Below are 23,336 nucleotides of genomic sequence, written 5' to 3'. Positions count from 1 at the left end.
TATCAATCATTTTGCCAATAACCAAACGCAGAAATCACTTTTGAATCTGATCGCCAACATTCATAACCCCGTCTGTCAGGATTTCTGCGACCAATCCGCTATGTACCAATCCCTTAAGCAATGGCTGTTTTCCGGTGAGATCAACCAAATGAGCACAAGGCTCACAAACACGAATGCCTTGTAAAGCAATATATCCAATCCGGAATTCCCGACCAATGAGCTGACTCAGATCAACCCCTTTCGTTTCAATATTTCGCCGGTGCTCTCCGGGTTCAATCACGATATCGTATTCTTTTTCGACGCGTTCCAACGTTTCGATATCAACGAGCGTAACATCACGGGGCAGGTTTCCATTGTGCGACCAATGGCCGGCCTTATGATAATACCGATCGCCCTCCAAGCCTTTACCGGGTACCGCGCGAATCGAATGGACCGACGCGGGAGTAGCGCCGGTAGTGTCAGTCACAAAGATTGAGTGAATGGTTCCATTCATTTTGAAAACCCCATTTCTTATAAAATTCCTTATGGCATAAACCCCTCTCGGCTGACATAAATCTGGTCGTCAGAAAACACGCGCTGAAACCTTCTCATTAGCTTTTGATAGGTCACCGGCTCGTACCATTTTTCCAAGCCCAGTTCTTCATATTTTTCCCGAATGCCCAAGTTCTCGGTGCGTCGTCCCCCACTGCCATCGCCCATGAAATAATCGTCGATGCAAACGCGGTCCACATATTCCCGCAATAGATCCGGGAACGACCGACTGCTTGGCAAAAGCGGCGCGATGGTCGCCTGGCTCGGCACACCCGCTTCCTTTAATAATTGCAATGTCTTTAAACGGCCACGAATCGCCGGCGCACCGGGGGTGAAATGCTTGCGAATCTCTTCGCGGTCGGTTTCAATCGTCATGCTGACACGTACGTTATTTTCCAGCTGTAAAAATAAATCAATGTCCCTGCGTACCATCGGGCTTCTCGTCTGGACAAGCAGAAAATCCGGCGGATCTTCGACCATCACTTCGAGGAGCGATCGTGTGATGCATTCTTTATGCTCGGCCGGTTGATAAGGGTCGGTGCTGGAGGACATAAAAATGGTCACCCCATCCTTTTTCTTCGCCCGTGCCAGTTCTTTTTGCAAAAGGTCTGCCGCCCCTTTTTTCACATCAACCCACGCTCCCCACTCCTCATCGCGAAATGTGGAAACCGGCATTTCGCGAACATAGCAAAAAGAACAGCCGTACGCACAGCCCACATAAGGGTTTAACGAATGGGTGTACCCGGACAAAAATCCGGTGCCTTTATTGAGGATTGTCTTTGGGTATTTATAGAACAGTTCACTTTGCATGACGCTCCATCTCCAATAAAAACTGCTTCATTTCAAACCCGCCACGGTAACCGGCAAGAGAGCCGTCCTTTCCGATCACGCGGTGGCAAGGTGTCACGATTAGTACCGGGTTCGCTCCGATGGCGGAGGCAACCGCCCTGACCGCTTTCGGTTTCCCCATTCGTCCGGCAACTTGCGAATAGCTGAGCGTTTCACCGAACCCAATACAATTCAGTGTTTCCCAAACGTCACATTGAAATGCCGTCCCATGCATATCGACCGTAAAGGAAAACGCCTGCCGCTGCCCATGAAAATATTCTTCGAGTTCCTTAACGTAAGGGTACAACACGCTAGCATCCTCCACAAGGTGATATTCCCCAAAAGCCCGATTCGCCCAGGCTTCTAATTCTTCAAAAGAACGGTTCGGGGAACTAATGTAACAGAGTCCCTTTTCCGTTGCGGCAAGATAAAAGCGCCAACTTCCATATTTAACGCTACTCCAATAGATACGATCGCTCAACTGCTTCCCTCCTCTGCTTTCGATAGTCTCCGGGCGTTTGTTTCATGATTTGTTTAAACCATGTGGTAAAATAGGGAGTATTCCGGATGCCAACTGCCCTTCCAACATCGGTAATCGAGCGGTCGCTATGTTCCAGATAGGCAACTGCCTTTTCGAGACGAATGGTTTGAATGTATTCGTTAGGCGTTATGCCCATAACCCTTTTAAACGTTCGCTGCAGGTGGTACGGGCTCCCGTGGCTTGCATTCGCCAAATGACTCAACGTCAGCGGTTCATGAACACGGGCGTCGATCCACTCTGTTATCTGTGCTACCCATTCTTCATCCGGCAAACGCAAACCATCCGGTTTACAGCGTTTGCACGGGCGATATTTCGCAGCCTGTGCCAAATGTGCATTTTTGAATATACGTACATTTTCTTTTTTTGGTACCCTCGATTTGCATGACGGCCGACAAAATATCCCGGTCGTACACACACCATAGAAAAACAGATCATCATAAGCGGGATCATTATGGATGATCGCTAACCAATACGAAGATGGGATGCCCATTTCATCACCTCTCCTGTTTATTATAACGGATGAAACCTGATGAATGAACATTTAGTGATTATAAAAGCAAGATATTGAAAGGCGGGAGAAAGATATGGAATGGGAAGACCACGAAGATTATCTGCGAATCTTTGCGCCGAAAGCATTCAGTTTCAAAGAAAACATCGGCTACCTTTCACGATCGGCGGATGAATGCATGTTTAGCATCTCAGATGAAAAGATTTATCGAGCATTGGCATTGCAAAATGAGACCGTCGTCGTTGAGATCAGCTCGGAGGGTGATCGGATTCTCTTCGTCCGCTTCTTATCGGGGGCGGCTCAAGATGCCAGAGCCGAAGTCGCCCGTTATATATGGGAATGGTTTGACCTGGACACAAACCTGGAGTCGTTTTATCAGCTCACGAAAAATGACCCGTTATTGCATGAACCTACGGCCAAATTTTATGGGTTAAGAAACGTTGGACTCCCCGATTTATTCGAAGCTCTAGCATGGGGGATTTTAGGCCAGCAAATCAATCTTTCTTTTGCCTATACACTAAAACGCCGTTTCGTGGAAGCATTCGGCAAGAAGGTGGATCATTATTGGCTTTTCCCGCTCCCGGAGACGATCGCGAGGCTCCAAGTCGATGATCTGGCTGCTTTAAAAATGACACAGAAAAAAGCCGAATACCTAATCGGCGTAGCCCGACTCATCGAAAGCAACGAATTATCGAAAGAAAAATTACTCGAGGCAGACTTTAAAACAGCCGAAAAAATGCTCGTGAACATTCGCGGCATCGGTCCTTGGACAGCCAATTACGTGCTCATGCGCTGTTTACGTTATCCATCCGCCTTTCCCATCGACGATGTCGGATTACAAAATGCCTTCAAACTCACGCTCGGATACGACGAGAAGCCCACCAAAGCAGAAATCCGGCAATACGCCGAACATTGGAGGGGCTGGGAAACGTACGCGACCTTCTACTTGTGGCGGATGTTGTATTAAAAAAAGGACACCCCCTAATGTAGCTTTAAAATAAGATGCGAAAAAATATACTTCACAAATCTTTATATTACCGTAAAAAGGAGAGGGGTCACAAAGACTCCTCTCTGCCCACTCATTCCCTTCATAAAAGCCCGAGATTCTGTTTCCTTATCGTTTCATTCAAAAAAATCTTAGCATTAAAATAACAACCACACTTATAACGTTTATAAGATTAAGCTAATTTTTTCATGTGGAGAATCGTCTTGAAAACTAGGCTTAGCGTTGTAAATTTGCATTTTCTTGACGCTATCCCTTAAATGGTTTTTGGCCTGATTGAGTATTGCATTCGGTTTGTACCACCCTTGCAATCTTTTTTACCACCAAGTGCGGAGATATTTACCACTTATTGCGGAAGCCTTTACCAATACACCACCTCCTGTATACTTAATGGGCATGCCAAACGGCATGACATTAGGAATACAGGAGGTTTTTTATGTTCCCATATCGACAGATGCTGGAATTACATGACGAGGAAAGGAGTTTACGAAGTATCGCAGCTATGACCCGCCGTTCAAGGCAAAAAGTAACGGAAGTCATACGCTTGGCGGAGAAAAGAGGGTTGAAGTGTCCGCTCGATGAGGAAATGACAGATGCTTGGATTGAAGATTTTCTATATCCAGAGAAAAAGTTAGAAGCTTCTGGACGGCAAATGATTGATTTTGATTATTTGCATGAGGAGTTGGCCAAGCCCCATGTCACTTTGACATTGCTTCATGAGGAATATGTGAGGAAAGCCCGGGACCAAGCGAAGATTCCCTATGCCTATCGGACTTTTACGGAACACTACCACAATTTTGCCCAGAAGTATAAAGCGACCATGAGAATTAAGCGGAAACCAGGGGAATTGTTAGAAGTCGATTGGGCAGGTTCTACCCTATTTATCATTGATCCCGATACCGGGGAAAAAGTGAAAGTCTATGTATTTGTGGCAGCTTTACCGTGTTCTCAGCTTTCCTATGTGGAGGGCTCTTTATCCATGGATTTAGCTTCTTGGATTAAGCTTCATCAACACGCGTTTGAATACATGGGAGGCACCACCCAAATTATTGTGCCCGATAATTTAAGGACAGGGGTGACCAAGCATACCTCCAAAGAGCTGGTGTTAAACAAGACGTATGAAGAAATGGTCCGCCACTATCACTCCGTGGTCATGCCAGCACGCGTGCGTTCACCCAAAGATAAGCCGAGTGTGGAAAGTTCGGTGAACACGGTGTCGACGTGGATTATCGCTGCGTTAAGGCATGTCCAATGTTTTACGTTGGAGGAAATGAACCAAGAGATCCGAAAGAAGCTAGGGGAGTTTAACCACCGGCCCTTCACAAAAAAAGAAGGCTCTCGCTGGTCAGCGTTTATGGAAGAAGAGAAGTTCGCCCTTACTCCTCTTCCCGTTAAACCCTACGAGATGTCTGAGTGGCGAACCGCCAAGGTGCAGCCTGATTATCACATCTCTGTGAAAAGCATGTTCTACTCCGTTCCCTATGAATACATCGGAAAGCACGTCGATGTGAAAGTCTCAGATCATGTGATCGAAGTCTATTTCGATCACATGAGGATTGCCTCACATCAAACATTATATGGGAAATACGGCCAACATTCTACTGTGAAAGATCATATGCCGGATAACCATAAGCATTACGTGGAACAAACGCCGCAAAATGCATTAGATTGGGCTACAGATGTTGGGGAACATACGCTTTCCGTGGTGAAGTTCTTGTTGGAGAGCTACGGGGTTGAAAAACAAGCGCTGAAGTCTGTTTTTGCCTTAAAGAAATTGGAACGCACCTACACGGTTTATGATATCGAACGTGCGTGTAAAATGGTCCACCAGATCACGAATCGGCCTACAGTAAAAAGTATTCAAACGCTCATCAAGAACAATAAAAAAGCAGACGCAGAGAAAGCTTTCACACAGAAGCAACAGAACGTCAAAAATAAGCATGCGTTTACACGTGGGGCTTCCTATTTTGGAGGGAAAAACAAATGAACCAGCAGAATATTGATAAACTAAAAACATTGAAACTATCAGGGATGGCAGAAGCCTATGAATCTCTTTTCACGAAGGCAGAAAATAAAGAGATGGATTTTGATACATTATTCGGCATCTTAATTGACCATGAAGAATCCCGCCGGAAAAGTAATAAACTCAACCGTCTTCTCAAACAGGCAGCGTTTCCTGAACCGGCTTCAATCGAAGAGATCATGTATTATGATGACCGGAAACTAGACAAAGATTTACTCCAGCGTTTAGCCAGCGGAAGCTATATTCTGGATGGGCGAAATATTATCTTTAAAGGCGTGTCTGGAGCCGGGAAATCGTGGATGGCCGCCGCATTTGGCGTACAGGCGTGCCGACAGTTCTTCAAAGTACATTACACACGGCTTCCTGATCTATTAGAGGAATTTAAACTTGCAAAATATCAACAGGATGACAGCTATGTCAAACTCATGAGAAAGCTTCTAAAGGTAGATCTTCTTATTCTTGATGAATGGCTGCTTCACGCCTTAACCAATGAAGAAGCAGCTCTCCTTCTTGAAATCATAAACGCAAGACGTCAGGCAAAACAATCCAACATCTTTTGTTCTCAATTTGATATTGATGGATGGTACGAGAAACTGGGAGATGGCACCTTGGCAGAAGCCATTCTCGACCGAATTATTCATGATTCCTATGATATTTTCATTGACGGAAAAGTGTCGATGCGCGAACGTCTTGGTGTGCAAAAACAAACGGCAAACGATAAAGAGAACAACAATTTTTTATAAAAAACCTAGAAATGAAAGGGTGTTTAAAATGAGGGAATACATGACACTCGCGGAGACTCTCGATCTCCTACACAATTATGAGATTGACTGCGATGAATTAGATGTTAGAAAATGGATCGCTGAAGGTGAAATCGAAGCAACAGAAAATGGAGAAGATTTCAATATTACAGAGCCAGCAGTATTATCGTTTTTGGTCGATTTAAGTCGTGTTGGAACACCCTATGAAAAAGGAATTAGTGATAAAACCAAAATCGTAAGACTCGAGGAAAAAGTGGAAGAGTTACAAAAAAAGATTGATAAGCTGAAATGTGAGCTTGACTTTGAATTAGGGAGACTCCCATTTTAATGGCTAAAGATATTCCCCGCCCATGGGCGGGGAATATCTTATTTCAAGCCGTTCTTTTCATCTGTGGTAAAGGGATCCGCATTGAGTGGTACATTTTCCTGCAAAAGGTGGTAAAAAAGACCGCACAAGTGGTAAGAATTGTCCGCCGTACTCAGCCTGATTTTTAGCGGGGTCAGTCATATTCCTGAAGCCCCTCGTAAATTTCCCTCCCAATTTGCGTCATCTGTTTCGGTTACCTTTCTAACCTTTCGTCGTAAAGTCTATCAAGCACAAAATAGAATGATTGTTGCTGCTCTTTTTGTCGAGAATGAAAGTGCGGGATTATACCCGCACTAATAATCATTTACGTTCAGTCACAGAGTATAGCTGTTTTTTTCGTCAATTTAACTACTAAGATAATTTACGGTGAATCCCTCCCAAGAAGGCCCATCAAAGATATTGAAAAGGATAAAACCGTCACCGATATAAGGTCGCAGAGGATTGGATTCGCAAGAAGTTCATGTTTTTTGAACCAGTGATAACTTATCCATGACAGGTGAACAGTTAACTTGCGAATACAACAAAACCCATGATGATGTCAAAACGATTTCAAACGAATTTTATCTTTTTTATAACGAGTGAAGACTCGTCTATCTGTTGTTGATTGCGCTCATGATGCTGAACATTGCAGAGTGACGGCTACGTTATCATCTGAAAAGAGATAACGGGGTTTGTCCTCGGCACAGATCAGCGAAAACAGGTGAGATAAGCCCACATTATCGATCATCCTGCTCATTATGAGAGCAATTGCGTTTTCAGCGATCAATCAAAAGGCTATGTGTGCCGAAAAATCATTTATACTAATGAAAGTGCTCGAAAGAATCACTTAGAAATCCTGGAAAGTTGCTTTGCATGGATGGTGAGGGTTAGAACATATAACCCCACGGTGGATGTTCAAAAAAGATTTCTTTAGACTTGGCTATATACTAAAAACGAATAGTGCATGAGAAGATCAAATATAACCGCGCATTGGTGGCACACCTAGGGATATCGATCCGGCTCCGTCGTACATGCTTTCATTGAGAAATGCATGCTGAGTCACGACCATCGCATCGCGCAGATAGCGTTGCAGCGGGTGTCCGTCGTAGATTGCCTTGGTTCCAGCAAGCATATAGGTTGACTGAACGACCTGCGCCCCTTCACGGGCAGCTTGGGTAGCTGCTAGACGAAGGTCACTTGTTTGATCTGCGGATACACCATCACCTTTTAGAATAGACTCCCATGCTGACTCAGTCGTCTCATAAAAGAAAGCTCGTGCCGACCGTAGTGATGCTTCGGCTTTTGCTAAGGAGATTCGTAAATAAGCACGTTCCGCCATCTTCGGTGCCCCAGTGATAGAACTGGCACCTGCCATCTTAGTTATCTCATCAATAGCAGCACGTGCAATACCAAGGTTGACTACGGCCAGTACCTGTGCTGCATAAGCGATGGATGGATACTGGTAGACTGGTTCTTCAACAGAAGGAACTCCACCACGGACAAAGGTCCAATTATCAGGGACGAAGACGTCTTTCACCCGTAGGTCATGACTACCCGTTCCGCGCATCCCAATTACTTCCCAGTTGTCCACTATTTCTACGTCCTCAGGTCTAAGGACAGCAACAAGCGGTTTACCATCTTCTGTAGTGCCGATACCGACGCCGAGAATATCAGCACCAACACAGCCACTTGCGAATTTCCACTGACCACTCACACGCCAGCCACCTTCGACCCTCTCTGCGGGTTGAACTGGGAAGAAACCGCCTGCGAAGGAAACGTCCGGTCCATTCGCGTAAACTATTTCGAGACTCTCTTGCGGTAGACATGCAATGTAAAACGCCGCAGAGCCGAAACTTGCTACCCAGCCGGTGGAGCCGTCAGCCTCTGATATAGACTCAATTAGCTTGAGAAACTCCATTGGTGAAAGAGAATCTCCACCAAAAGAGCTTGGTGCGTGAGCTCGATAGACACCAACTTCTTTGAGTTGTTCCACCATGTCCTTGGGAACGTGCCGCTTTGTTTCAAATTCGTCCCGTCGGGAGCGGACTTCATCTAACACTCGATCAAATATTTCCTGATTTTTCATTGTGACATTCATAATGTCTCCTCCTTAACTTAAATTAGTTTCGCTGAATATATTTACTCTAACAGAAAAAATTAAAATATTTTTGTATCCTCACATTCTGTCGTTTGATGGGACTTTCAACAAAGCAAAAGGGGGGAGCGTTTTTCCAAATACGATTTTTTAATAACGTGATTGGGCATGAGGCAAATTTATATTTATTTCATACTAATAGTATAAAAAAATTTATAAGTATCAGACAACAGCAGTTTAGGTTTGAATGATACATGTAATATAGCATGATTAGTACACTTTGATTTTGTATTCACCAGGATCCAAATACATGAAAAAATAAAAAAAGAATGCTCCCGAAGGGCTTTCGAGAGATTCATGACGAGCTTTTGAAGGGAAATCACCGTTTCACTGGTGGTTTCGAAGGTATGCTTGAATAAGACCGAGGCCATAGGTGCGCTTGCCTTCGCCGAATTTCCCTTCAATGGCATTTCGTTCTGCGGCATCCTGTTTCTCGATCTGCTTTTGCACTTTGGATTCTTGTTTGGGAGGGCATCCCAGCTTGGGACCCATAAGGCCGACCCCGTGTTCCTTGTAGTGCTTTCGGTTTTCGCTGTGAGATAAATCTTGTCCGCCAAAACAGCTTCGGGGTAGACACCTGTGCGTTGGACATAGGCTTCCACCGCATCTGGAAAATCAGCGGCTTCGTGATACGCATCCCACTACAAGTTGTCGAGAAACGTTCATACGAACCAGACTCATGGATAACTTGGCGCCGAACTCCACATTCATATGGGCTTTTCCACGAACAATGGCCGAACATGAGGTTGATGAAGGCTAACGATCCGATCGTCAATACGGTGGGGTCTTCGTTTCAAACATTTGTTTTTGCTGGCGGTACAATTCCTGTATAACAAGAAGTTCACGATACTGTTTGCTGCTTAGGCGCTCGAGCTCGGAATCATTGGACAGTTCCTCCAGATAGTTAAGATCTTGCACAACGAAGCCCAGCTGCTTTCGAATCACTATTCGTACCTTTTTGCGTTTCGGGCTTTTCTGCTTGGCAAGGGACAGGTATGATCGTCGAGCTTGGCTCCCGTGGGTTCGTGGTTTTCTTCCGTGTTCCGCAAAACGGTTCTTGCAACACGTCAAATGATCGATAGCCTGTACCTGCAATACTTCCTTTGTCTGCCTGAATTCTCTGAATCAATGCACCCAAAGCCATTCGGACCGAATACGCTTGGTTCTAGGACTCTTCAACTTTCCACCATGGGATCAAGCTATATACGTGGCATAAAAGATTTATAATTTGATACAAAGGCGTTTCCTGACTCTTTCCGGGTCCTTATTGATCTTAGCAATGAAGGACTGGACGGCTTCACGAATCTGTTCAACGGTCTCATAGAAGACATTATAGATCACCGATTTTTTCAGCCATCCCCATAGGCCTTCGATTAAATTCAATTGTGGGCTATATGGCGGGAGAAACATGAGTTGGAGTTGATCCGCATGTTCCTTTAAAAAAGGTTGAATAAGTTTCGCATGATGAATCTTGGAATTGTCCAGAATCATGACGATTTTTTGATTGGGGTACGTCTCAAGCACCTTTTTGAAAAATGATAAAAACACTTTAGCGTCATATCGTTCTTCTTCGACACAAAACGTTTCGCCCGTTTCATAATCAAGGGTTCCTAATAACTTGACGCCACGGTGTTTCCCATAAGTCGGGATCATCTTTTGTTGGCCTTTTGGAAACCAAGTATTGGCTAATGCCTGATAATCTCGGATCATGCTTTCATCTTGGAACAGAATTCGATCAATTTCGCCCTCCTTCATTTTTTTTAGCCGTTTCAAAATCTTGTTTGAAGACTTCTTGCTTTGCCGGATCCGCTTTTTTCAATGTATAGGTTGGTTTTGTGTAACTGAATCCAAGGCGATAAAGCAACTGACGAACACCGCGATCAGAATAGGTAACATCAAAGGTGTGCTTGATCCAATCTTGGAGCATGAATGATGTCCAATTCATCTCAGCTGGGAAACCGACATCAACGGGTTTAGACTCAACGATGAGTTGATAGACTTCCTGTTCCTGCTCATCCGTCAATAATCTTGGCCGCCCAGGCGATTGGCCGGGAATCAATCCTTCTAATCCATCTTTTCTATATGCGCGAACGTAGCTGCAGACGGTTTGCTCGGTACAATGGATCACTTCGCCGATCTCTTTGTACGTACGCCCTTTTAAATACATCACTATTGCTTGGTAACGTCGAAACATCTGAAGATCTCTTGGCTTCTGCTTCTTAAGTTTATGCATAGCTCCTTTGACTTCTTGAATTGCTGGATCACGATCTTCTTTTAGGATTTTTACGTTCATTTGCGTCCGCCCCTTTATAAGTGTTTTCCTTACTTAATAAGGTTCGACGGATATGCTTAAAATCCTTTTCTGCCATTTATATAGCCAGCACGACCCAACGGTATACGGGTTCATTCGGCCGCCCAATGGTAGAAAAAAGTCATTGGGTAAAAGCATTTGATGTTCCGAATGGTGATACATGATTCCGTCTTTCAGATACAAGGTTTTTTCGTCTCTTTGTAAACTTTCCTGTGCACTTTACTTCGATAAAAATAGCGAAAATCCTTGTCAATAAGGGAATTTTCATCTATTCAACAACACCTAATTCAGCAATCACAGTATAACGTACACCTGTTTATAACTAACAGTCACCACTCCACCTTTCAGAGATATATTGGCCAAAACTCTGAAGAATCATTAGTGGATTGATGGAGGTACCATTTAGTTACTTCTATCATGATTTAATTTAAACGTTGGTCTTGGTGAAAAATCCATAATACGTTCGATTGACAAACCATTTTTTATTAAGTCAAGATCCGTACCGGGGGCAGAAGCTAGCATTGTAGCCAAAGGGAGGCCTTTGTGATCAACCTCTCCAGGTATTACAAGCAGTGGACCTCCGAAAATGACCCAGGGAGTGGTGAAACTCGGGTTCCCGGTCCATCCGATACCTTCAGGAGCCGACGTATCCGTTGGAGGTGCAAGCAATACGTCAAAGCTATTGAATAGATCCCACATTTCGTTTTTAGAAACGTTAATGTCACTAAGTGCATTTTTGTATGTTTTTTCACTTATCTGCTCCCCATCTTTAACAAGTTTAGCAAACTTACCATCAATATGATGTTTTTTCACCAATTCAGAGTAATTTTGTGAGGCCTCATAAGCCATAACTGTCTGATGGATTTCGATTAAATTTTCGAAAGGTCGAGGAGGTGTCACCTCTTTAATTTCAAAATTATTGGCTCTAAGTTTTAAAACGGCTTCCTTCTGTAATTCCTGTACATCACTTGACGCCTTTGAATATAGCGGATCTGAAACAACACCAACATGAGAGTGATGTAAGCCCGATAACAAATCATCAAATTCCTTCTGTGACCTTTTGCTAAATGGTTGATACCCCTCAGCAACGTCACGTACATGTTGTCCGAAAAATCCAAGACTATCAAAGGTCGGAGCCAATGGTCGGACACCTTCCATTTTAATGCTGTTAGTTGTTGGTTTGAACCCCACTACACCCGAATAGGCAGCCGGTCGACAAACTGATGCATTGGTTTGGGAACCAATTGTAAGTAATGCCATATCAGATGAAATAGAAGCAGCCGATCCGCTGCTCGATCCCCCGGGAGTATGGCACGTATTATAGGGATTACGCGTTGGTGCAGGATCATAAAATGCAAACTTAGTTGTATGCGTTTTTCCAATTATAATGGCTCCCAATTCTCGTAGTCTTGCTACGATATTTGAATCCTTCTCGGATGGTGCAATGTCCTCCCATATTTCAGTGCCCGCCCGTGTCGGCAAATCAGCAACATCGAAAATATCTTTAACTCCTATGGGAATACCGTGTAATGGACTGCGGATCTTCCCTTCTCTTGCTTCTTTAGACAATAATTTTGCAGATTCAATTGCACGATCTTCATCAACTTCCCGCCATGCAAGGACTTTATCGTCTATTTCTTTTATTCGATCGAGACAATCGTTTACCAGTTCCACAGGTGTGATATCTCCAGATCTGATGAGCTCTGAAGCTTCATGAATGGTTAATCTATTTAGTAAGCTCAAAATCCCGCCTCCAAAATTTTTGTTTGCAAAAATTCATTCCTGATATTCATACAACTTTTGTCTTCCTGGGTTTAAAACAATACAAATAAGATACGCGCAAAAAGAAGGCTGAATTAATTCATTAAACTAGGCAACCATAGGGCCAAAGAAGGGATTAGAATTATTAATATCATGCATAATATCATTAAAATAACGAATGGGAGAGCTGATCGATAGATATCACCCATTTTTATGTCATTTGTTGTCACCCCTTTCATAGCAAAAAGATCCATTCCAAATGGGGGGGTGATAGTAGCCATTTGTATGGTGATTAAAAGAATTACTCCAAACCAAGTTATATCTAATCCTGCCCCCTGTGCTATCGGAACAAGAAGAGGAAGTGTCATCATCATAATAGACACTGGTTCCAGGAATAAACCTAATATTATTAAAAGGAATTGTATTAATAAAATCAATATAATAGTAGGTATATCAAGATTATCGATTAAAGAAATTATACCATCAGTAATTCCTGTGAAACTTAGAACTTGACTAAAAATAGCAGCATTAGCCATAATCATCAAAATCATACTAGTAATCCGTAGAGTGCCTCTAAAGGAATCAACAAATAGTTGTAACGATATTTTTCTATAAATTACGGTAAGTATTATCACGCCTAATGCCCCTATAACTGCTGACTCTGTAGGAGTAGCAATCCCAAATACGATAATAATAACCACTGCTCCCACAATTAAACCTAGTGGAAATATATACATGATTGTATCTTTTATTTTTTTTCTAGTGCTTACTATATTTACATCATATTTCGGAGCCAAATCCGGATTAAGTCTACACCGTATAATTATGTATAAAATAAATATAGAGGCTAGTATTAAACCAGGAATAATAATAGCTATCAAGAATTCTCCAACAGGAATGCCAGCTAAAGAAGCAAGTATGACTCCTAGAGCAGTAGGAGGAAGCATTGTAGCCAACCCGGCACTACCTAATATCGGTCCTATAGACATTTCATTTTTATAACCGTTTTTTTTCATTTCTGGCACAAGTAATGATCCTAATAATGATGTACTTGCAACACTTGAACCACTCAAAACAGAAAAAAGGGTTCCACTCCCTACTGAGAGCAAACTTAGGCGTCCCGGTATCGCACCCATCCAATTTCCTAATGCATTGATTACGTTGAATCCAATCCCAGTTCTAAACATCAGTTCACCCATAAGAATAAACATTGGTATTGGTAAGAGTGAAAACAAACTGATAGACTCGAACAGGTTAATAGTCATCACTTCTAACCCGCTAACACCATTCCACAAAAAGAAAACAGCAATCATGTTAATGGTTAAAAAAGAAAATGCTACTGGCAGACCTAACATAAGTAAAAAAACAAAGCCTATAATATAAAAACCAAATATAATCCATTCCATTAAACATCACCTTTTTCCATGCGTCGGAAATTTTCCCGGGCATTGGAAAATTTAATAATAAATTGAGCTGCAATTAATAAAAATGAAATTGGTACAATAGCTATTAGTAAAGCTAGCGGTAGCCCTAGAACCGTTTCTGTCAGAACATTTCTGTTATATAAACTTATAACTTGTAAAAAACCAACAACTGATATAATGGAAGTAGCGATGAAACCTATAATACTACTTGTCATTAATACCGCGGTTCTTTTCTTGGAGGATAATCTGTCTATGACTAAACTAATTTTAACATGTCCATCTTCTTTCAAAATCCAAGGTGCCCCTAAAAAAGCAATATATGCTATTAAATATTCGGTAATCTCCACTGCTCCAGGAATACCGAAATTAAATACATTACGACTTATTAATTCAACGACTATAAATATTACCAACCCGACTAATAGTATCAATCCCAATGTGCTCATTGCATTTACAATTTTATTTATCATAGCAGCATTTAATTCTCCTCGTTCTCTTGTACTTCATCAGTGAGCATTCTTAATTCGTCTACTTTTTGAGGGATAATATTTTCTAAATTATTCCATTCTACTTCTTGAGCTGTCCTAAGAAAAATTTCTTCTTCTTCAGCAGATAAATCTATAAATTGTATACCTATTTCCTTTAAATTCTCTCTTTCTTCGCTATTTTGTTCATCAAAATAATTTACCATTTCTTTTTCAAAATCAGTTGTAGCTTGATTAATAGCCTTCTGATCTTCTGTTGTAATTCCACCCCACTTATCTTCGTTCATTAATATAGTAGTGTTCTGATTCCAAAATGGATGGTCTAACACATAATTAGCAGAATCAGTCCACCCATTTTCGCGCGGCCCTAACAAACCTCCATAAACAAGTCCCTCGACGACTCCAGTTTGAAGGGAGGTATAGACATCGGCGGGATCGGTAATTACAGGAGAAATACCAAGTTCAGAAAATAATCGTGTATAATTAGGGGCTGACCTTATTTGTAATTCTTCTAAATCATTTAATTCTTCGATAGGCTCGTTTAACCATATTTGAGGCCCGCCTACCAACCATCTTCCGATATATTTCGCATTAATTTCATCATGCTCCTCGTCCATTTTTTCATATAACCCATTTTCACGTTCCTCCCAAGGATCTAAATTTGAAAGAGCCAAGGCAGTCGTGGCAGGAATCCTGGTTTCATACAAACCTACATGACCAAATAATACATCTATCACTCCGCTTTCCAATGCCTCTACCTGAGCATTAACTGGTAAGACATCAGTGCTTCCTATCCAATTAATTTCAACCCTTCCATCTGTAGCTGATTCAACATCCTCTATCCAATTATCAATCATATCTGTCATAGGGTCAGATTCAGGTATAAAGCTTACTGCTGTATATTCAACCACCTCTTCCTCATTAGAATGTGATGTTGCCTCACCGGACGCAAAGAATATTGATATAATAACTGCAACAGGAATCATTAAAAGAAATGATTTTATTACCACCATTATCAGCCCTCCCATATATGTACGTATCATGTGGTATCCTTATCTCAGCCCAGTGTTAAGTTAAAAACTAGTTTTTTGCCAAACGGTATTCTTTCGTCTTTCAATTTGAGAGTAATAATTTATTTTGAGCCAGGCGCGTTGATTTACCATTAAATTCCATACAATTACTTACGTAGGTGTCATGTTCTTCCTGTCATCTAGAAATTGGGCTAAGGTGTCTTTGACTTCCAATGGTGATGTACCAAGGATCAATTCCCGTGCAAATTAAATGAACGTACGCCGGGTCATCCGCCATACAGGTGCCAGCTGGTTGTATAAAAATCGCAGGACCATATAAACCATGATGGCGCAAAATAATTGCCCATAGACCGCATTCGGCGTCGTTCCAAAGAAGTGATTCAGATTCAAGTGTTGTTTGAGAAAGCGGTGAAAAAGCTCGATCTGCCAGCGTGCCTTATAGAGATCGGCGATATCTTCGGCAAAAAGGGTGCTGAGGTTTGTGGCCACCCGAAGGGTATTCCCTTCATCATCATAAAAACAAACGATACGAAACCGGTGATTGGACTGCTTCTTCCCTTTCCCTATTTTCGCTGAATAATCATCGAAAACTCTGGAATGTTCAGACGTTACACGTGGGATAGGCTCCCGCTCTTCGGTATAGATGGACGTTTTCAAGCGGATCACAAAGCCTTTGCCCTCGTCTTCAAGGTTATCGAAATCACGGATGGTGGCATAGGCGCGGTCTCGAACAGATGTGATCAATTGGTGCGAAAATGAATGAGCAACAGCCGCATCATGCGTCAATCCTTTGGAAGCCTCCACTTGGATCGGAAGCAGCGTATCCACACGGAAAAATGTATGCATTTTAACGCCGTTACGTTTCCCGTGATAAGGCGCCCATGGGAGCCGGTTTTCGCCTACGGTCATCGTCGTTGAATCCAGCGCTGCCAACGAAACCGGCAAGTCCATGGAACGACGAGTTTCCCGATTGAAACGGGAACCTAAAAGCTCCAGTATCTCTTTGACGGCTTCATAAGGAAGGATGCTAGCTTTTGTCGATAACGTCGTGTGATCAACGGCTTTGAGGCTCGGATCAATTTTGAGTTTGTTCTCGCTTTCACGGTAATTTTGCCATTGTTCACTTGACGCCAATAGCCAAAAGAAAATTTGATCGGTTCCCAGCCATTTTCGCCCGACTTCTTGGTAATCATGTGAACGAAGAATGTTCTCGATTTCTTCCATCGACACGAAGGATTTAAAAACCTTTAAAAGTGTGTTAGATTGTCCCATGAAGGCATCACTCCTTTGGTAGGGTTTACCTTTATGGTCATAGTGATGCCTTCATTTTTTTAAGTCATTTGCTTGGATAATTTTGGCTAATCAACGCGCCTGATTTTGAGCCTCCTTGGTTTTTCTATTCAGTAGGATATGTCGACATATCCTACTATCCGAAGGAGGCTCATTTTGGTTAAGGCTAGGTTTTTTTCATGAAAGGAATGCTCTTGTATGTTATTCGGTTGGTCATATCTTCCTCATCATAAAATCTAAGGAAGCTGTTTTATAGGTTCCTTGATCCTTTAATTCTGTTAAAAGTTCGTCTCGGACACCTTCGGCAACATCTGTCTCTAGCCATTCATCCCCTTCAAAAAAGACTTGCGTAATTAAGGTTTCGTGCCCTTCTGCTTCAAACATAATATGAAGGTGGGCAGGGCGCATTGAATGCTGATCCGTATAACCCAAGAATTCGCCTGTCGGGCCATCGGTAGGAATCGAATATGGTAGTGGTACAATTGTTTTGACTTCAAAATCCCCGTTTTCATCTGTATAGAAGTGGCCTCTTAAATTATACTCCGGGGCATCTGAATCAAAATGCGAATAACCTCGATTGTGATCGTTTTGCCAAAATTCGACCCGTGTATTGGCCAATGGCTTTCCTTCAGTATTACTGACACTTCCTTTAAAATAGAAAGTTTCACCAGGCTCATCTGGACGTTGTGGTAAAACGACATAGGATTTTCCAGGTTCTTTTTCTACCAACGGAGATCCTTCAATAAAAAATGGGCCTAAAAGTGAAGGTTGTGTCCCAGGCATATCAGTATACATCGCTTGCAATACATGAGTTTCAAGGAAAACGTCGGCGAAAAGAGGGAGTTCACCTTCTCTTCCTAGTCGATCGGCCCAGTTGACAAAGTTTGTATATTCTTCGTGATTCAACTTAGCTTCCTTTAAAAATTCTTTCATATGATTGATATAAAGATTAAATACTTCTTCCACCCTAGTATTTGTTGTAGTATTTTTATTCATGATTACTTCCTCCTTTTACGAGATAGAGTATTAACATTCGCCGATGCAGGAATTTAGTCAGAGTAGTCAAGAAAATGAGTTAGAATAATCGCTTCACCTATCTCTATCACCCCCCTCAAATAGTTTACTAACTATGAAAGATCTACTCAGTCATGAACGTTCGCACATGCCATTACACTACGTTTTCCACTGCTAGTGAAATCCCTTGGCCAACACCGATGCACATCGTCGCAAGTCCCAGTTCATGATTACTTCTTTTCATCTCATATATGAGAGAAGCTAAAATCTTTGCTCCACTTGCACCTAAAGGATGTCCAAAGGCAATTGCACCACCGTTGACATTGACTCGCGATGAATCAAAATCTAGCTGTCGCATACATTCTAGAGATTGAGATGCAAACGCTTCATTTAGCTCCACTACATCAAAATCTTTGTTCGAAATGCCATGTCTTTGCATCAATTTCTCGGTAGAAGCAATCGGTCCCAGCCCCATAACCGATGGTTCGACGCCAGCTGTTGATGAAGCACGAAACCGGACAAGAGGTTTTAACCCAAACGCTTTGGCTTTCGATTCTCGCATAAGCAATACCGCAGCTGCTCCGTCATTAACGCCGGATGCATTACCGGCAGTTACTGTTCCGTCCGCAAACAGTGGTCGCAATTTCTCAAGCTTTTCTAGCGTCGTTTCGGGGCGAGGGTGCTCATCGCTGTCAATCACTGTTTCTTCCCCATTTTTTTCTTTTTTGACGATCGGAATTATTTCTTGTTCGAAGCGATTAGTTTCCATAGCTAACTTCGCGCGTTGTTGGCTTTGATACGCAAAATAATCCTGCTCTTCCCGGGAAATGTTGTAGCGTTGGGCAACGTTTTCAGCAGTATGAGGCATCGAATCTGTGCCGTACATCTCCTCCATCTTTGGATTGACAAAACGCCAACCTATCGTCGTATCCTGCAATGTCATATCCCCACGTGGGAAAGATTTTTCAGGTTTTTTCATAACAAGCGGGGCACGACTCATACTTTCCACTCCACCGGCTAGGATGACATCCGCTTCCCCGGACAAAATAGATCGGGCTCCCATACTAATCGCGTCCAAACTGGAACCACATAATCGATTGATGGTTGTGCCACTAACCGATTGAGGAAGACCAGCAAGGAGAGCAGCCATCCGTGCTACATTTCGGTTCTCTTCCCCTGCCCCATTGGCGTTCCCAAAAATCACATCATCAATATTTTCAGGCGGAAGGTCTGGCTGGCGTTCAATAAGGCAACGGATAACATGACTGGCTAAGTCATCGGGCCGTATATCTTTAAGCATTCCATTGTAGCGACCAATTGGGGTGCGAACGGCATCAATTATAACAACTGGGTCCATCCTATCCCTCCTTCTGCATTGCACTGGGATGAACGCGGTAGGAAAGCTTTGTTTTTGCTTTGATCTCTTCAATGTTGGACCCTTCCATTACCTCTGTGAGTTCATAGCCCTCATCTCTCCAATGAAAAACAGCGAGGTCGGTAATGATAACATCGGCACGTCTTCTCGAAGTGATTGGGTACTCACATTCTTGCACAAGCTTAGCTGATCCATCTTTGGCAACGTGATTGGTTGTAATGATAATTTTTTTAGCACCCACAAGAAGGTCCATAGCGCCGCCAACACCGATAATATTTTTACCAGGGATAGCCCAATTCGCTACTAGTCCCTCACTGTCAACTTGAAGGGCACCCAGGATGGCCACGTCAACATGACTGCCACGAATCATGGCGAAGGAAGCCGCGCTATCAAAATAGGACGCTCCAACTGCTTCTCCGACAGGCTGTTTTCCAGCATTAACAATGAGTGGATCGATATTTTCCTCTTCTACGGACGTCACACCAAGCATGCCATTTTCCGTATGCATGATATATTGTTCTTTATCGAGATAATTCGCTACCAAAGTTGGTATGCCAATCCCTAGATTAATAATCGAGGAAGGAGAAAGTTCTTCAGCTGCGCGTTGAGCGATTCTTTCTTTATGGCTCATCGTTCCACCACTCCTTCTTTTGTAAGGACATAACGACTTTGCACAACTGCATCGACATATAAATGTGGAGTGGCAATCAGCTCTGGTGATAATGTCCCCTCTTCCACAATTTCATCAACCTCAGCAATCACATAAGAAGCAGCTGTTGCCATATTTGGATTGAAATTACGTGCTGTTTTGTAATAAACAAGATTTCCTTTTGTGTCTGCTTTCTCTGCTCTGATCAGTGCAACGTCTGCTTTGAGCGATCGTTCTAATACATACGTTTCACCGTCAATGACTTTTGTTTCTTTCCCATCTGCTAAGTCCGTACCAACAGCCGTTTTTGTATAGAATCCTCCAATCCCGGCCCCACCCGATCGAATAGCTTCCGACAATGTGCCCTGCGGGAGCAGATCTAACTCCAGTTTTCCTTGGTTATACCAGTCTGCAACCTCACGGTTACTTGTAAAATAAGAACCTATGGCTTTTTTGATTTTTCCTTGCTGTAGTAATTTCCCAAGTCCTTTACCAGTTTCACCGACATTGTTACTTATAATCGTTAAATCTTCTACATCATGTTTGGTCAATGCCTCAATGAGCGTAAGCGGACTACCAACAAGGCCAAAGCCACCAACCATCAGCGTATCTCCGCTCTTAACATGATCATGTATCGCAGATGTATTAGTCATCTGTACCATATTTATCACCTTCCTTTTTCAATAAATGTATGTACCTTCTGGATCGTCTCTAGCTGCTTGTTAAAAACAAGTTCATAATGGTTCACATTTGTCACTTTCACCTCGGAAGGAGCCAGAATCTGTCGAAGTTTCATATAGGATGACTTATCAAACAACGATGCTTTACTTCCTAAAGTTCCTGTGGCTATGACAAGCATTGTTTTGCATTGAATAGCCATAAAAACGCCCTCAGCCGGAAAATCATAAAAGCTTTCAAAGTCTTGACGAATAAGATAGACATTTGATTTATGTTCCCAATAATCATTGACAAGCATAACTTCATGCCTAGCAGCAGCTTCTGTTATGTCATCCCAATCGACTGCTAACTTTTCGTAAACATTTTTCGTTTCGTTTATATAAGCTTCTGCAGAGGGGTAATCCTTTTCCAAGCGTTTTAACGATGGGGCGATTAGTTCTCGCTGGGTGTCATCAACCGCTCCCGCACCATCTAACAGTACTAACTTTTCAACGTTTTCAAGCTTGCTTGCGACTAATGCACAAATATAGCCGCCCATGGAGTAACCAACAAGTATAGGGTTTTGGATATTTAACGTTTCAATCAATGCCTGTAGATCCTCAGCGTGCGTAAAAATCGATGTATTTTCTGAAGCAGGTGAGCTGTCTCCACGTCCGCGAATATCGTAACTAATTACTGTGAAATCTTCGGCTAGCTTTTCCTGGTAATAATACATTTGTTTATGATTACCCGTTAATCCATGTACGAGAATGACGGTGGTGTCTCCACCTCTCGATTCCGATATATGCAAATGAATATTATCTTTAATTGTTAAGTTCCTCTCCAAGTCATTTACCCCCTTTTCCATTAGTCCACCATATAGATGTCATACTGTACTTTTCCCGGGAGTCGGACGCCAGTAGAAATAAAGACTCGGTTATTTAACCAATCATACGTATCAGAAGATGTTTCGAAAATGGGGGCTGTCCGGAAATAATACTCAGACGGGTCGACATCTTCATTCGCATCAAGCCTTTGAAGAACAGAAGAGTTGCCTGTTCGAATCCCGCGATAGGTCATTAAAATGAGGTCTTCATTTTCTGCTTGCAACAGAATGCGAACATCTTGAATAATCGTGCCGTCCTCACGCACAGTGATCCAATCATCTCCACCGGGGATGAGGTCGGCATTAAGATGGTCCCCTATAATCCTTCCGTCAGTAACACGAATGATCCGTCGATTTCCGACTGGTGTTTGACCAGGAAGATGGGGAGCTTTCACGTTCAACTCCATACTTCCAATATAAGTTAGGGTAGGTTTAGATACTGATGTCATATCATATTGCCTCCTTTCTGTCTGGTCTCATGATCACGAGCGTAGTAGAGGACCTTGTCTTCATCGATGGTTATGCCGAACCCTGGGCGCTCCGGAATAATAAGTTCATAGTTTTCATAGATCAGTGCATTTGTTGAGACCATATCTTGATAGAGTAATGGACCAAACAGCTCAGTTCCAAAAATCATATCAGGAATGGTAGCATAAACATGTGCTGCGATGGCTGTTCCTAACGTCGACTCAATCATCGTCCCTCCGTATAAAGGCATCCCAGCACTTTCAGCAATAGCAGCTGCTTTTTTCGTTTCATGGGGACCACCATGTTTCGGTATCTTCAAAGACAATGAATCTCCAACATGGTGCTTTGCGATGCGAAATACATCGTGAATGGATCGGGCTCCTTCATCCGCCATCACCGAAAGTGCGGAGGAAGCTGTCAATCTTCTCATACCTTCTTCGTTCCATTCTGGAAGTGGCTGTTCAACCATGACGATACCACCAGCCTGCAATTTAGGTATGCACTGATTGGCTGTTTGCTCATCCCAAGATTGATTGACATCAACAGTAACACGAACCTCATCACCGAGCGCTTTTTTTATTTCGAGCACGTGCCTGACGTTTTCGTTTGGATCCCCCTTGCCGATCTTTAATTTAAATATTCGGTGTTTCCTCTGCTGAAGAGCCTCTTGAGCCTCTTCGATATCTTTTTTGGTATCTCCGCTAGCTAGCGTCCACGCCACTGGAAGAGAATCATGAATTTTTCCACCAAGAAGCTCGTATGCCGGCAAGCCTTTCTGCTTCGCAAAAAGATCAATCAATGCGCTTTCCACAGCTGCTTTTGCGAATCGGTTTCCTTTCACATGTTTCTGGATATCATTCATGATACATGCGTAGTCTGCCGCTTTTTTTCCCAAAATCATCGGCATAAGATAATGATCAATGGTGACTTTTATGGCTTCCGGCGTCATTTCCTCATAAGAAGCCCCGCCGATGGTAGCGACTTCTCCCCAACCGCTCAGACCATCCTCTTCTGTTAGTTTTACTAAAACAATCGTTTGTTTTGTAATGGTATGCATTGACAACTGATGCGGACGTGAGATTGGTATATCTGCAATATATACATTCCCTTGTTTAATGGTCATCAGATCTTTACTCCTTAAAATTTTGATAGTAAGCGTTTCCAAAATCTATTAAAAATACTGAGTATAACCGTATCTACACATTCCTATTGACAAAATAAAAATCTAATTGTACGTTATGTGTACAATTAATTAAATAACGTACAACGTTATTTAATTATAAAACCAG

Annotated in this window: 25 protein-coding genes; 5 read left to right on the top strand and 20 right to left on the bottom strand. The window is 42.6% G+C overall.

Features of this window, described 5'->3' with window-relative positions; translation table 11 throughout:
• Positions 1–34: 34 nt before the first annotated feature.
• From HUG15_RS01550 to HUG15_RS01535, 4 genes are read right to left on the bottom strand one after another with little or no spacing between them, the layout of a single operon-like run.
• Positions 35–493, bottom strand: a complete 459-nt coding sequence (locus HUG15_RS01550; protein WP_200126589.1) for an MOSC domain-containing protein — start codon at positions 491–493, stop codon at positions 35–37.
• Positions 494–522: 29 nt separating this feature from the next.
• The gene (locus tag HUG15_RS01545; RefSeq protein ID WP_200126587.1) at positions 523–1,341 is read right to left on the bottom strand and encodes an SPL family radical SAM protein; all 819 of its coding nucleotides are present in this window, start codon (positions 1,339–1,341) and stop codon (positions 523–525) included.
• Positions 1,331–1,840, bottom strand: coding sequence for a methylated-DNA--[protein]-cysteine S-methyltransferase (locus HUG15_RS01540; protein WP_200126585.1), 510 nt, complete (start codon positions 1,838–1,840; stop codon positions 1,331–1,333). The genes HUG15_RS01545 and HUG15_RS01540 overlap by 11 nt, the downstream gene beginning before the upstream one ends.
• On the bottom strand, positions 1,815–2,390 hold the full coding sequence (locus HUG15_RS01535) for a bifunctional transcriptional activator/DNA repair enzyme AdaA (protein WP_246516455.1): 576 nt from the start codon (positions 2,388–2,390) through the stop codon (positions 1,815–1,817). The genes HUG15_RS01540 and HUG15_RS01535 overlap by 26 nt, the downstream gene beginning before the upstream one ends.
• Positions 2,391–2,484: 94 nt before the next feature.
• On the opposite strand from HUG15_RS01535, the gene HUG15_RS01530 reads away from it, so the two are divergent.
• The 5 genes from HUG15_RS01530 (at position 2,485) to HUG15_RS01510 (ending at position 6,690) form a co-directional block, all read left to right on the top strand.
• Positions 2,485–3,375: a DNA-3-methyladenine glycosylase family protein gene (locus tag HUG15_RS01530; protein ID WP_200126581.1), complete on the top strand. Its 891-nt coding sequence runs from the start codon at positions 2,485–2,487 to the stop codon at positions 3,373–3,375.
• A 472-nt stretch (positions 3,376–3,847) separates the two neighbouring features.
• A complete protein-coding gene (gene istA, locus HUG15_RS01525; protein WP_200123701.1) occupies positions 3,848–5,398 on the top strand; it encodes an IS21 family transposase in 1,551 nt (516 codons plus the stop codon).
• Positions 5,395–6,177, top strand: a complete 783-nt coding sequence (gene istB / locus HUG15_RS01520) for an IS21-like element helper ATPase IstB (RefSeq protein WP_200123700.1) — start codon at positions 5,395–5,397, stop codon at positions 6,175–6,177. The genes istA and istB overlap by 4 nt, the downstream gene beginning before the upstream one ends.
• 28 nt (positions 6,178–6,205) lie before the next feature.
• Positions 6,206–6,523 (top strand): hypothetical protein, encoded by a 318-nt coding sequence (locus tag HUG15_RS01515; protein ID WP_200123699.1) that lies wholly within the window; start codon positions 6,206–6,208, stop codon positions 6,521–6,523.
• The gene (locus HUG15_RS01510) at positions 6,523–6,690 is read left to right on the top strand and encodes a hypothetical protein (RefSeq protein ID WP_200126579.1); all 168 of its coding nucleotides are present in this window, start codon (positions 6,523–6,525) and stop codon (positions 6,688–6,690) included. The genes HUG15_RS01515 and HUG15_RS01510 overlap by 1 nt, the downstream gene beginning before the upstream one ends.
• Before the next feature lie 824 nt (positions 6,691–7,514).
• Here the strand turns inward: HUG15_RS01510 and HUG15_RS01505 are convergent.
• The 16 genes from HUG15_RS01505 to HUG15_RS01425 form a co-directional block, all read right to left on the bottom strand.
• The gene (locus tag HUG15_RS01505; protein ID WP_200126577.1) at positions 7,515–8,639 is read right to left on the bottom strand and encodes an acyl-CoA dehydrogenase family protein; all 1,125 of its coding nucleotides are present in this window, start codon (positions 8,637–8,639) and stop codon (positions 7,515–7,517) included.
• A gap of 384 nt (positions 8,640–9,023) precedes the next feature.
• Positions 9,024–9,188, bottom strand: a complete 165-nt coding sequence (locus tag HUG15_RS01500; protein WP_200128801.1) for a transposase — start codon at positions 9,186–9,188, stop codon at positions 9,024–9,026.
• A 279-nt stretch (positions 9,189–9,467) separates the two neighbouring features.
• Positions 9,468–9,641, bottom strand: coding sequence for a hypothetical protein (locus HUG15_RS01495; protein WP_200126575.1), 174 nt, complete (start codon positions 9,639–9,641; stop codon positions 9,468–9,470).
• A gap of 276 nt (positions 9,642–9,917) precedes the next feature.
• A protein-coding gene (locus HUG15_RS23580; RefSeq protein ID WP_425504025.1) for an IS630 family transposase occupies positions 9,918–10,989 on the bottom strand; the annotation gives its coding sequence in 2 pieces (ribosomal slippage) (positions 9,918–10,473 and positions 10,472–10,989; 1,074 coding nt in all).
• 420 nt (positions 10,990–11,409) lie between these two features.
• Entirely contained in the window at positions 11,410–12,750 is a 1,341-nt protein-coding gene (locus tag HUG15_RS01480; protein ID WP_200126569.1) for an amidase, read from the bottom strand.
• Positions 12,751–12,863: 113 nt separating this feature from the next.
• On the bottom strand, positions 12,864–14,174 hold the full coding sequence (locus HUG15_RS01475) for a TRAP transporter large permease (RefSeq protein ID WP_200126567.1): 1,311 nt from the start codon (positions 14,172–14,174) through the stop codon (positions 12,864–12,866).
• On the bottom strand, positions 14,174–14,662 hold the full coding sequence (locus HUG15_RS01470) for a TRAP transporter small permease (RefSeq protein WP_200126565.1): 489 nt from the start codon (positions 14,660–14,662) through the stop codon (positions 14,174–14,176). The genes HUG15_RS01475 and HUG15_RS01470 overlap by 1 nt, the downstream gene beginning before the upstream one ends.
• Positions 14,663–14,670: 8 nt before the next feature.
• Positions 14,671–15,690: a TRAP transporter substrate-binding protein DctP gene (gene dctP, locus HUG15_RS01465; protein WP_200126563.1), complete on the bottom strand. Its 1,020-nt coding sequence runs from the start codon at positions 15,688–15,690 to the stop codon at positions 14,671–14,673.
• Between the two features lie 264 nt (positions 15,691–15,954).
• Complete coding sequence (locus HUG15_RS01460; RefSeq protein ID WP_200126561.1) at positions 15,955–16,980, bottom strand: IS4 family transposase; 1,026 nt, start codon at positions 16,978–16,980, stop codon at positions 15,955–15,957.
• 231 nt (positions 16,981–17,211) lie between these two features.
• Positions 17,212–17,994, bottom strand: a complete 783-nt coding sequence (locus HUG15_RS01455; RefSeq protein ID WP_200126559.1) for a dioxygenase family protein — start codon at positions 17,992–17,994, stop codon at positions 17,212–17,214.
• A 172-nt stretch (positions 17,995–18,166) separates the two neighbouring features.
• Positions 18,167–19,369, bottom strand: a complete 1,203-nt coding sequence (locus HUG15_RS01450; RefSeq protein ID WP_200126557.1) for an acetyl-CoA C-acyltransferase — start codon at positions 19,367–19,369, stop codon at positions 18,167–18,169.
• Position 19,370: 1 nt separating this feature from the next.
• The gene (locus HUG15_RS01445; protein WP_200126555.1) at positions 19,371–20,018 is read right to left on the bottom strand and encodes a 3-oxoacid CoA-transferase subunit B; all 648 of its coding nucleotides are present in this window, start codon (positions 20,016–20,018) and stop codon (positions 19,371–19,373) included.
• Entirely contained in the window at positions 20,015–20,698 is a 684-nt protein-coding gene (locus HUG15_RS01440; RefSeq protein ID WP_200126553.1) for a CoA transferase subunit A, read from the bottom strand. The genes HUG15_RS01445 and HUG15_RS01440 overlap by 4 nt, the downstream gene beginning before the upstream one ends.
• Positions 20,699–20,703: 5 nt before the next feature.
• Positions 20,704–21,540: an alpha/beta fold hydrolase gene (locus tag HUG15_RS01435; protein ID WP_200126551.1), complete on the bottom strand. Its 837-nt coding sequence runs from the start codon at positions 21,538–21,540 to the stop codon at positions 20,704–20,706.
• A gap of 20 nt (positions 21,541–21,560) precedes the next feature.
• Entirely contained in the window at positions 21,561–22,028 is a 468-nt protein-coding gene (locus HUG15_RS01430) for a DUF3237 domain-containing protein (protein ID WP_200126549.1), read from the bottom strand.
• A complete protein-coding gene (locus tag HUG15_RS01425) occupies positions 22,025–23,170 on the bottom strand; it encodes a muconate cycloisomerase family protein (protein WP_200126547.1) in 1,146 nt (381 codons plus the stop codon). Before HUG15_RS01425 ends, HUG15_RS01430 begins: the two co-directional genes overlap by 4 nt.
• Positions 23,171–23,336: the final 166 nt, after the last annotated feature.

It is taken from the genome of Salicibibacter cibarius (genome assembly GCF_016495725.1).
Lineage (GTDB): Bacteria > Bacillota > Bacilli > Bacillales > Marinococcaceae > Salicibibacter > Salicibibacter cibarius.
Note: the sequence above shows the minus strand (reverse complement) of the source record. Positions and strands in the feature narration are given on the sequence as shown.

What these genes read in the sequence shown, in the direction of transcription:
- HUG15_RS01550 (WP_200126589.1), bottom strand. Translation starts at nt 493, where the DNA reads ATGAATGGAACCATTCACTCAATCTTTGTGACTGACACTACCGGCGCT.
- HUG15_RS01445 (WP_200126555.1), bottom strand. Translation starts at nt 20,018, where the DNA reads ATGAGCCATAAAGAAAGAATCGCTCAACGCGCAGCTGAAGAACTTTCT.
- HUG15_RS01440 (WP_200126553.1), bottom strand. Translation starts at nt 20,698, where the DNA reads ATGGTACAGATGACTAATACATCTGCGATACATGATCATGTTAAGAGC.
- HUG15_RS01505 (WP_200126577.1), bottom strand. Translation starts at nt 8,639, where the DNA reads ATGAATGTCACAATGAAAAATCAGGAAATATTTGATCGAGTGTTAGAT.
- HUG15_RS01460 (WP_200126561.1), bottom strand. Translation starts at nt 16,980, where the DNA reads ATGGGACAATCTAACACACTTTTAAAGGTTTTTAAATCCTTCGTGTCG.
- HUG15_RS01425 (WP_200126547.1), bottom strand. Translation starts at nt 23,170, where the DNA reads ATGACCATTAAACAAGGGAATGTATATATTGCAGATATACCAATCTCA.
- HUG15_RS01475 (WP_200126567.1), bottom strand. Translation starts at nt 14,174, where the DNA reads ATGGAATGGATTATATTTGGTTTTTATATTATAGGCTTTGTTTTTTTA.
- HUG15_RS01545 (WP_200126587.1), bottom strand. Translation starts at nt 1,341, where the DNA reads ATGCAAAGTGAACTGTTCTATAAATACCCAAAGACAATCCTCAATAAA.
- HUG15_RS01500 (WP_200128801.1), bottom strand. Translation starts at nt 9,188, where the DNA reads ATGGGTCCCAAGCTGGGATGCCCTCCCAAACAAGAATCCAAAGTGCAA.
- HUG15_RS01430 (WP_200126549.1), bottom strand. Translation starts at nt 22,028, where the DNA reads ATGACATCAGTATCTAAACCTACCCTAACTTATATTGGAAGTATGGAG.
- HUG15_RS01535 (WP_246516455.1), bottom strand. Translation starts at nt 2,390, where the DNA reads ATGGGCATCCCATCTTCGTATTGGTTAGCGATCATCCATAATGATCCC.
- dctP (WP_200126563.1), bottom strand. Translation starts at nt 15,690, where the DNA reads ATGGTGGTAATAAAATCATTTCTTTTAATGATTCCTGTTGCAGTTATT.
- HUG15_RS01470 (WP_200126565.1), bottom strand. Translation starts at nt 14,662, where the DNA reads ATGATAAATAAAATTGTAAATGCAATGAGCACATTGGGATTGATACTA.
- HUG15_RS01450 (WP_200126557.1), bottom strand. Translation starts at nt 19,369, where the DNA reads ATGGACCCAGTTGTTATAATTGATGCCGTTCGCACCCCAATTGGTCGC.
- istA (WP_200123701.1), top strand. Translation starts at nt 3,848, where the DNA reads ATGTTCCCATATCGACAGATGCTGGAATTACATGACGAGGAAAGGAGT.
- HUG15_RS01455 (WP_200126559.1), bottom strand. Translation starts at nt 17,994, where the DNA reads ATGAATAAAAATACTACAACAAATACTAGGGTGGAAGAAGTATTTAAT.
- HUG15_RS01510 (WP_200126579.1), top strand. Translation starts at nt 6,523, where the DNA reads ATGGCTAAAGATATTCCCCGCCCATGGGCGGGGAATATCTTATTTCAA.
- istB (WP_200123700.1), top strand. Translation starts at nt 5,395, where the DNA reads ATGAACCAGCAGAATATTGATAAACTAAAAACATTGAAACTATCAGGG.
- HUG15_RS01530 (WP_200126581.1), top strand. Translation starts at nt 2,485, where the DNA reads ATGGAATGGGAAGACCACGAAGATTATCTGCGAATCTTTGCGCCGAAA.
- HUG15_RS01515 (WP_200123699.1), top strand. Translation starts at nt 6,206, where the DNA reads ATGAGGGAATACATGACACTCGCGGAGACTCTCGATCTCCTACACAAT.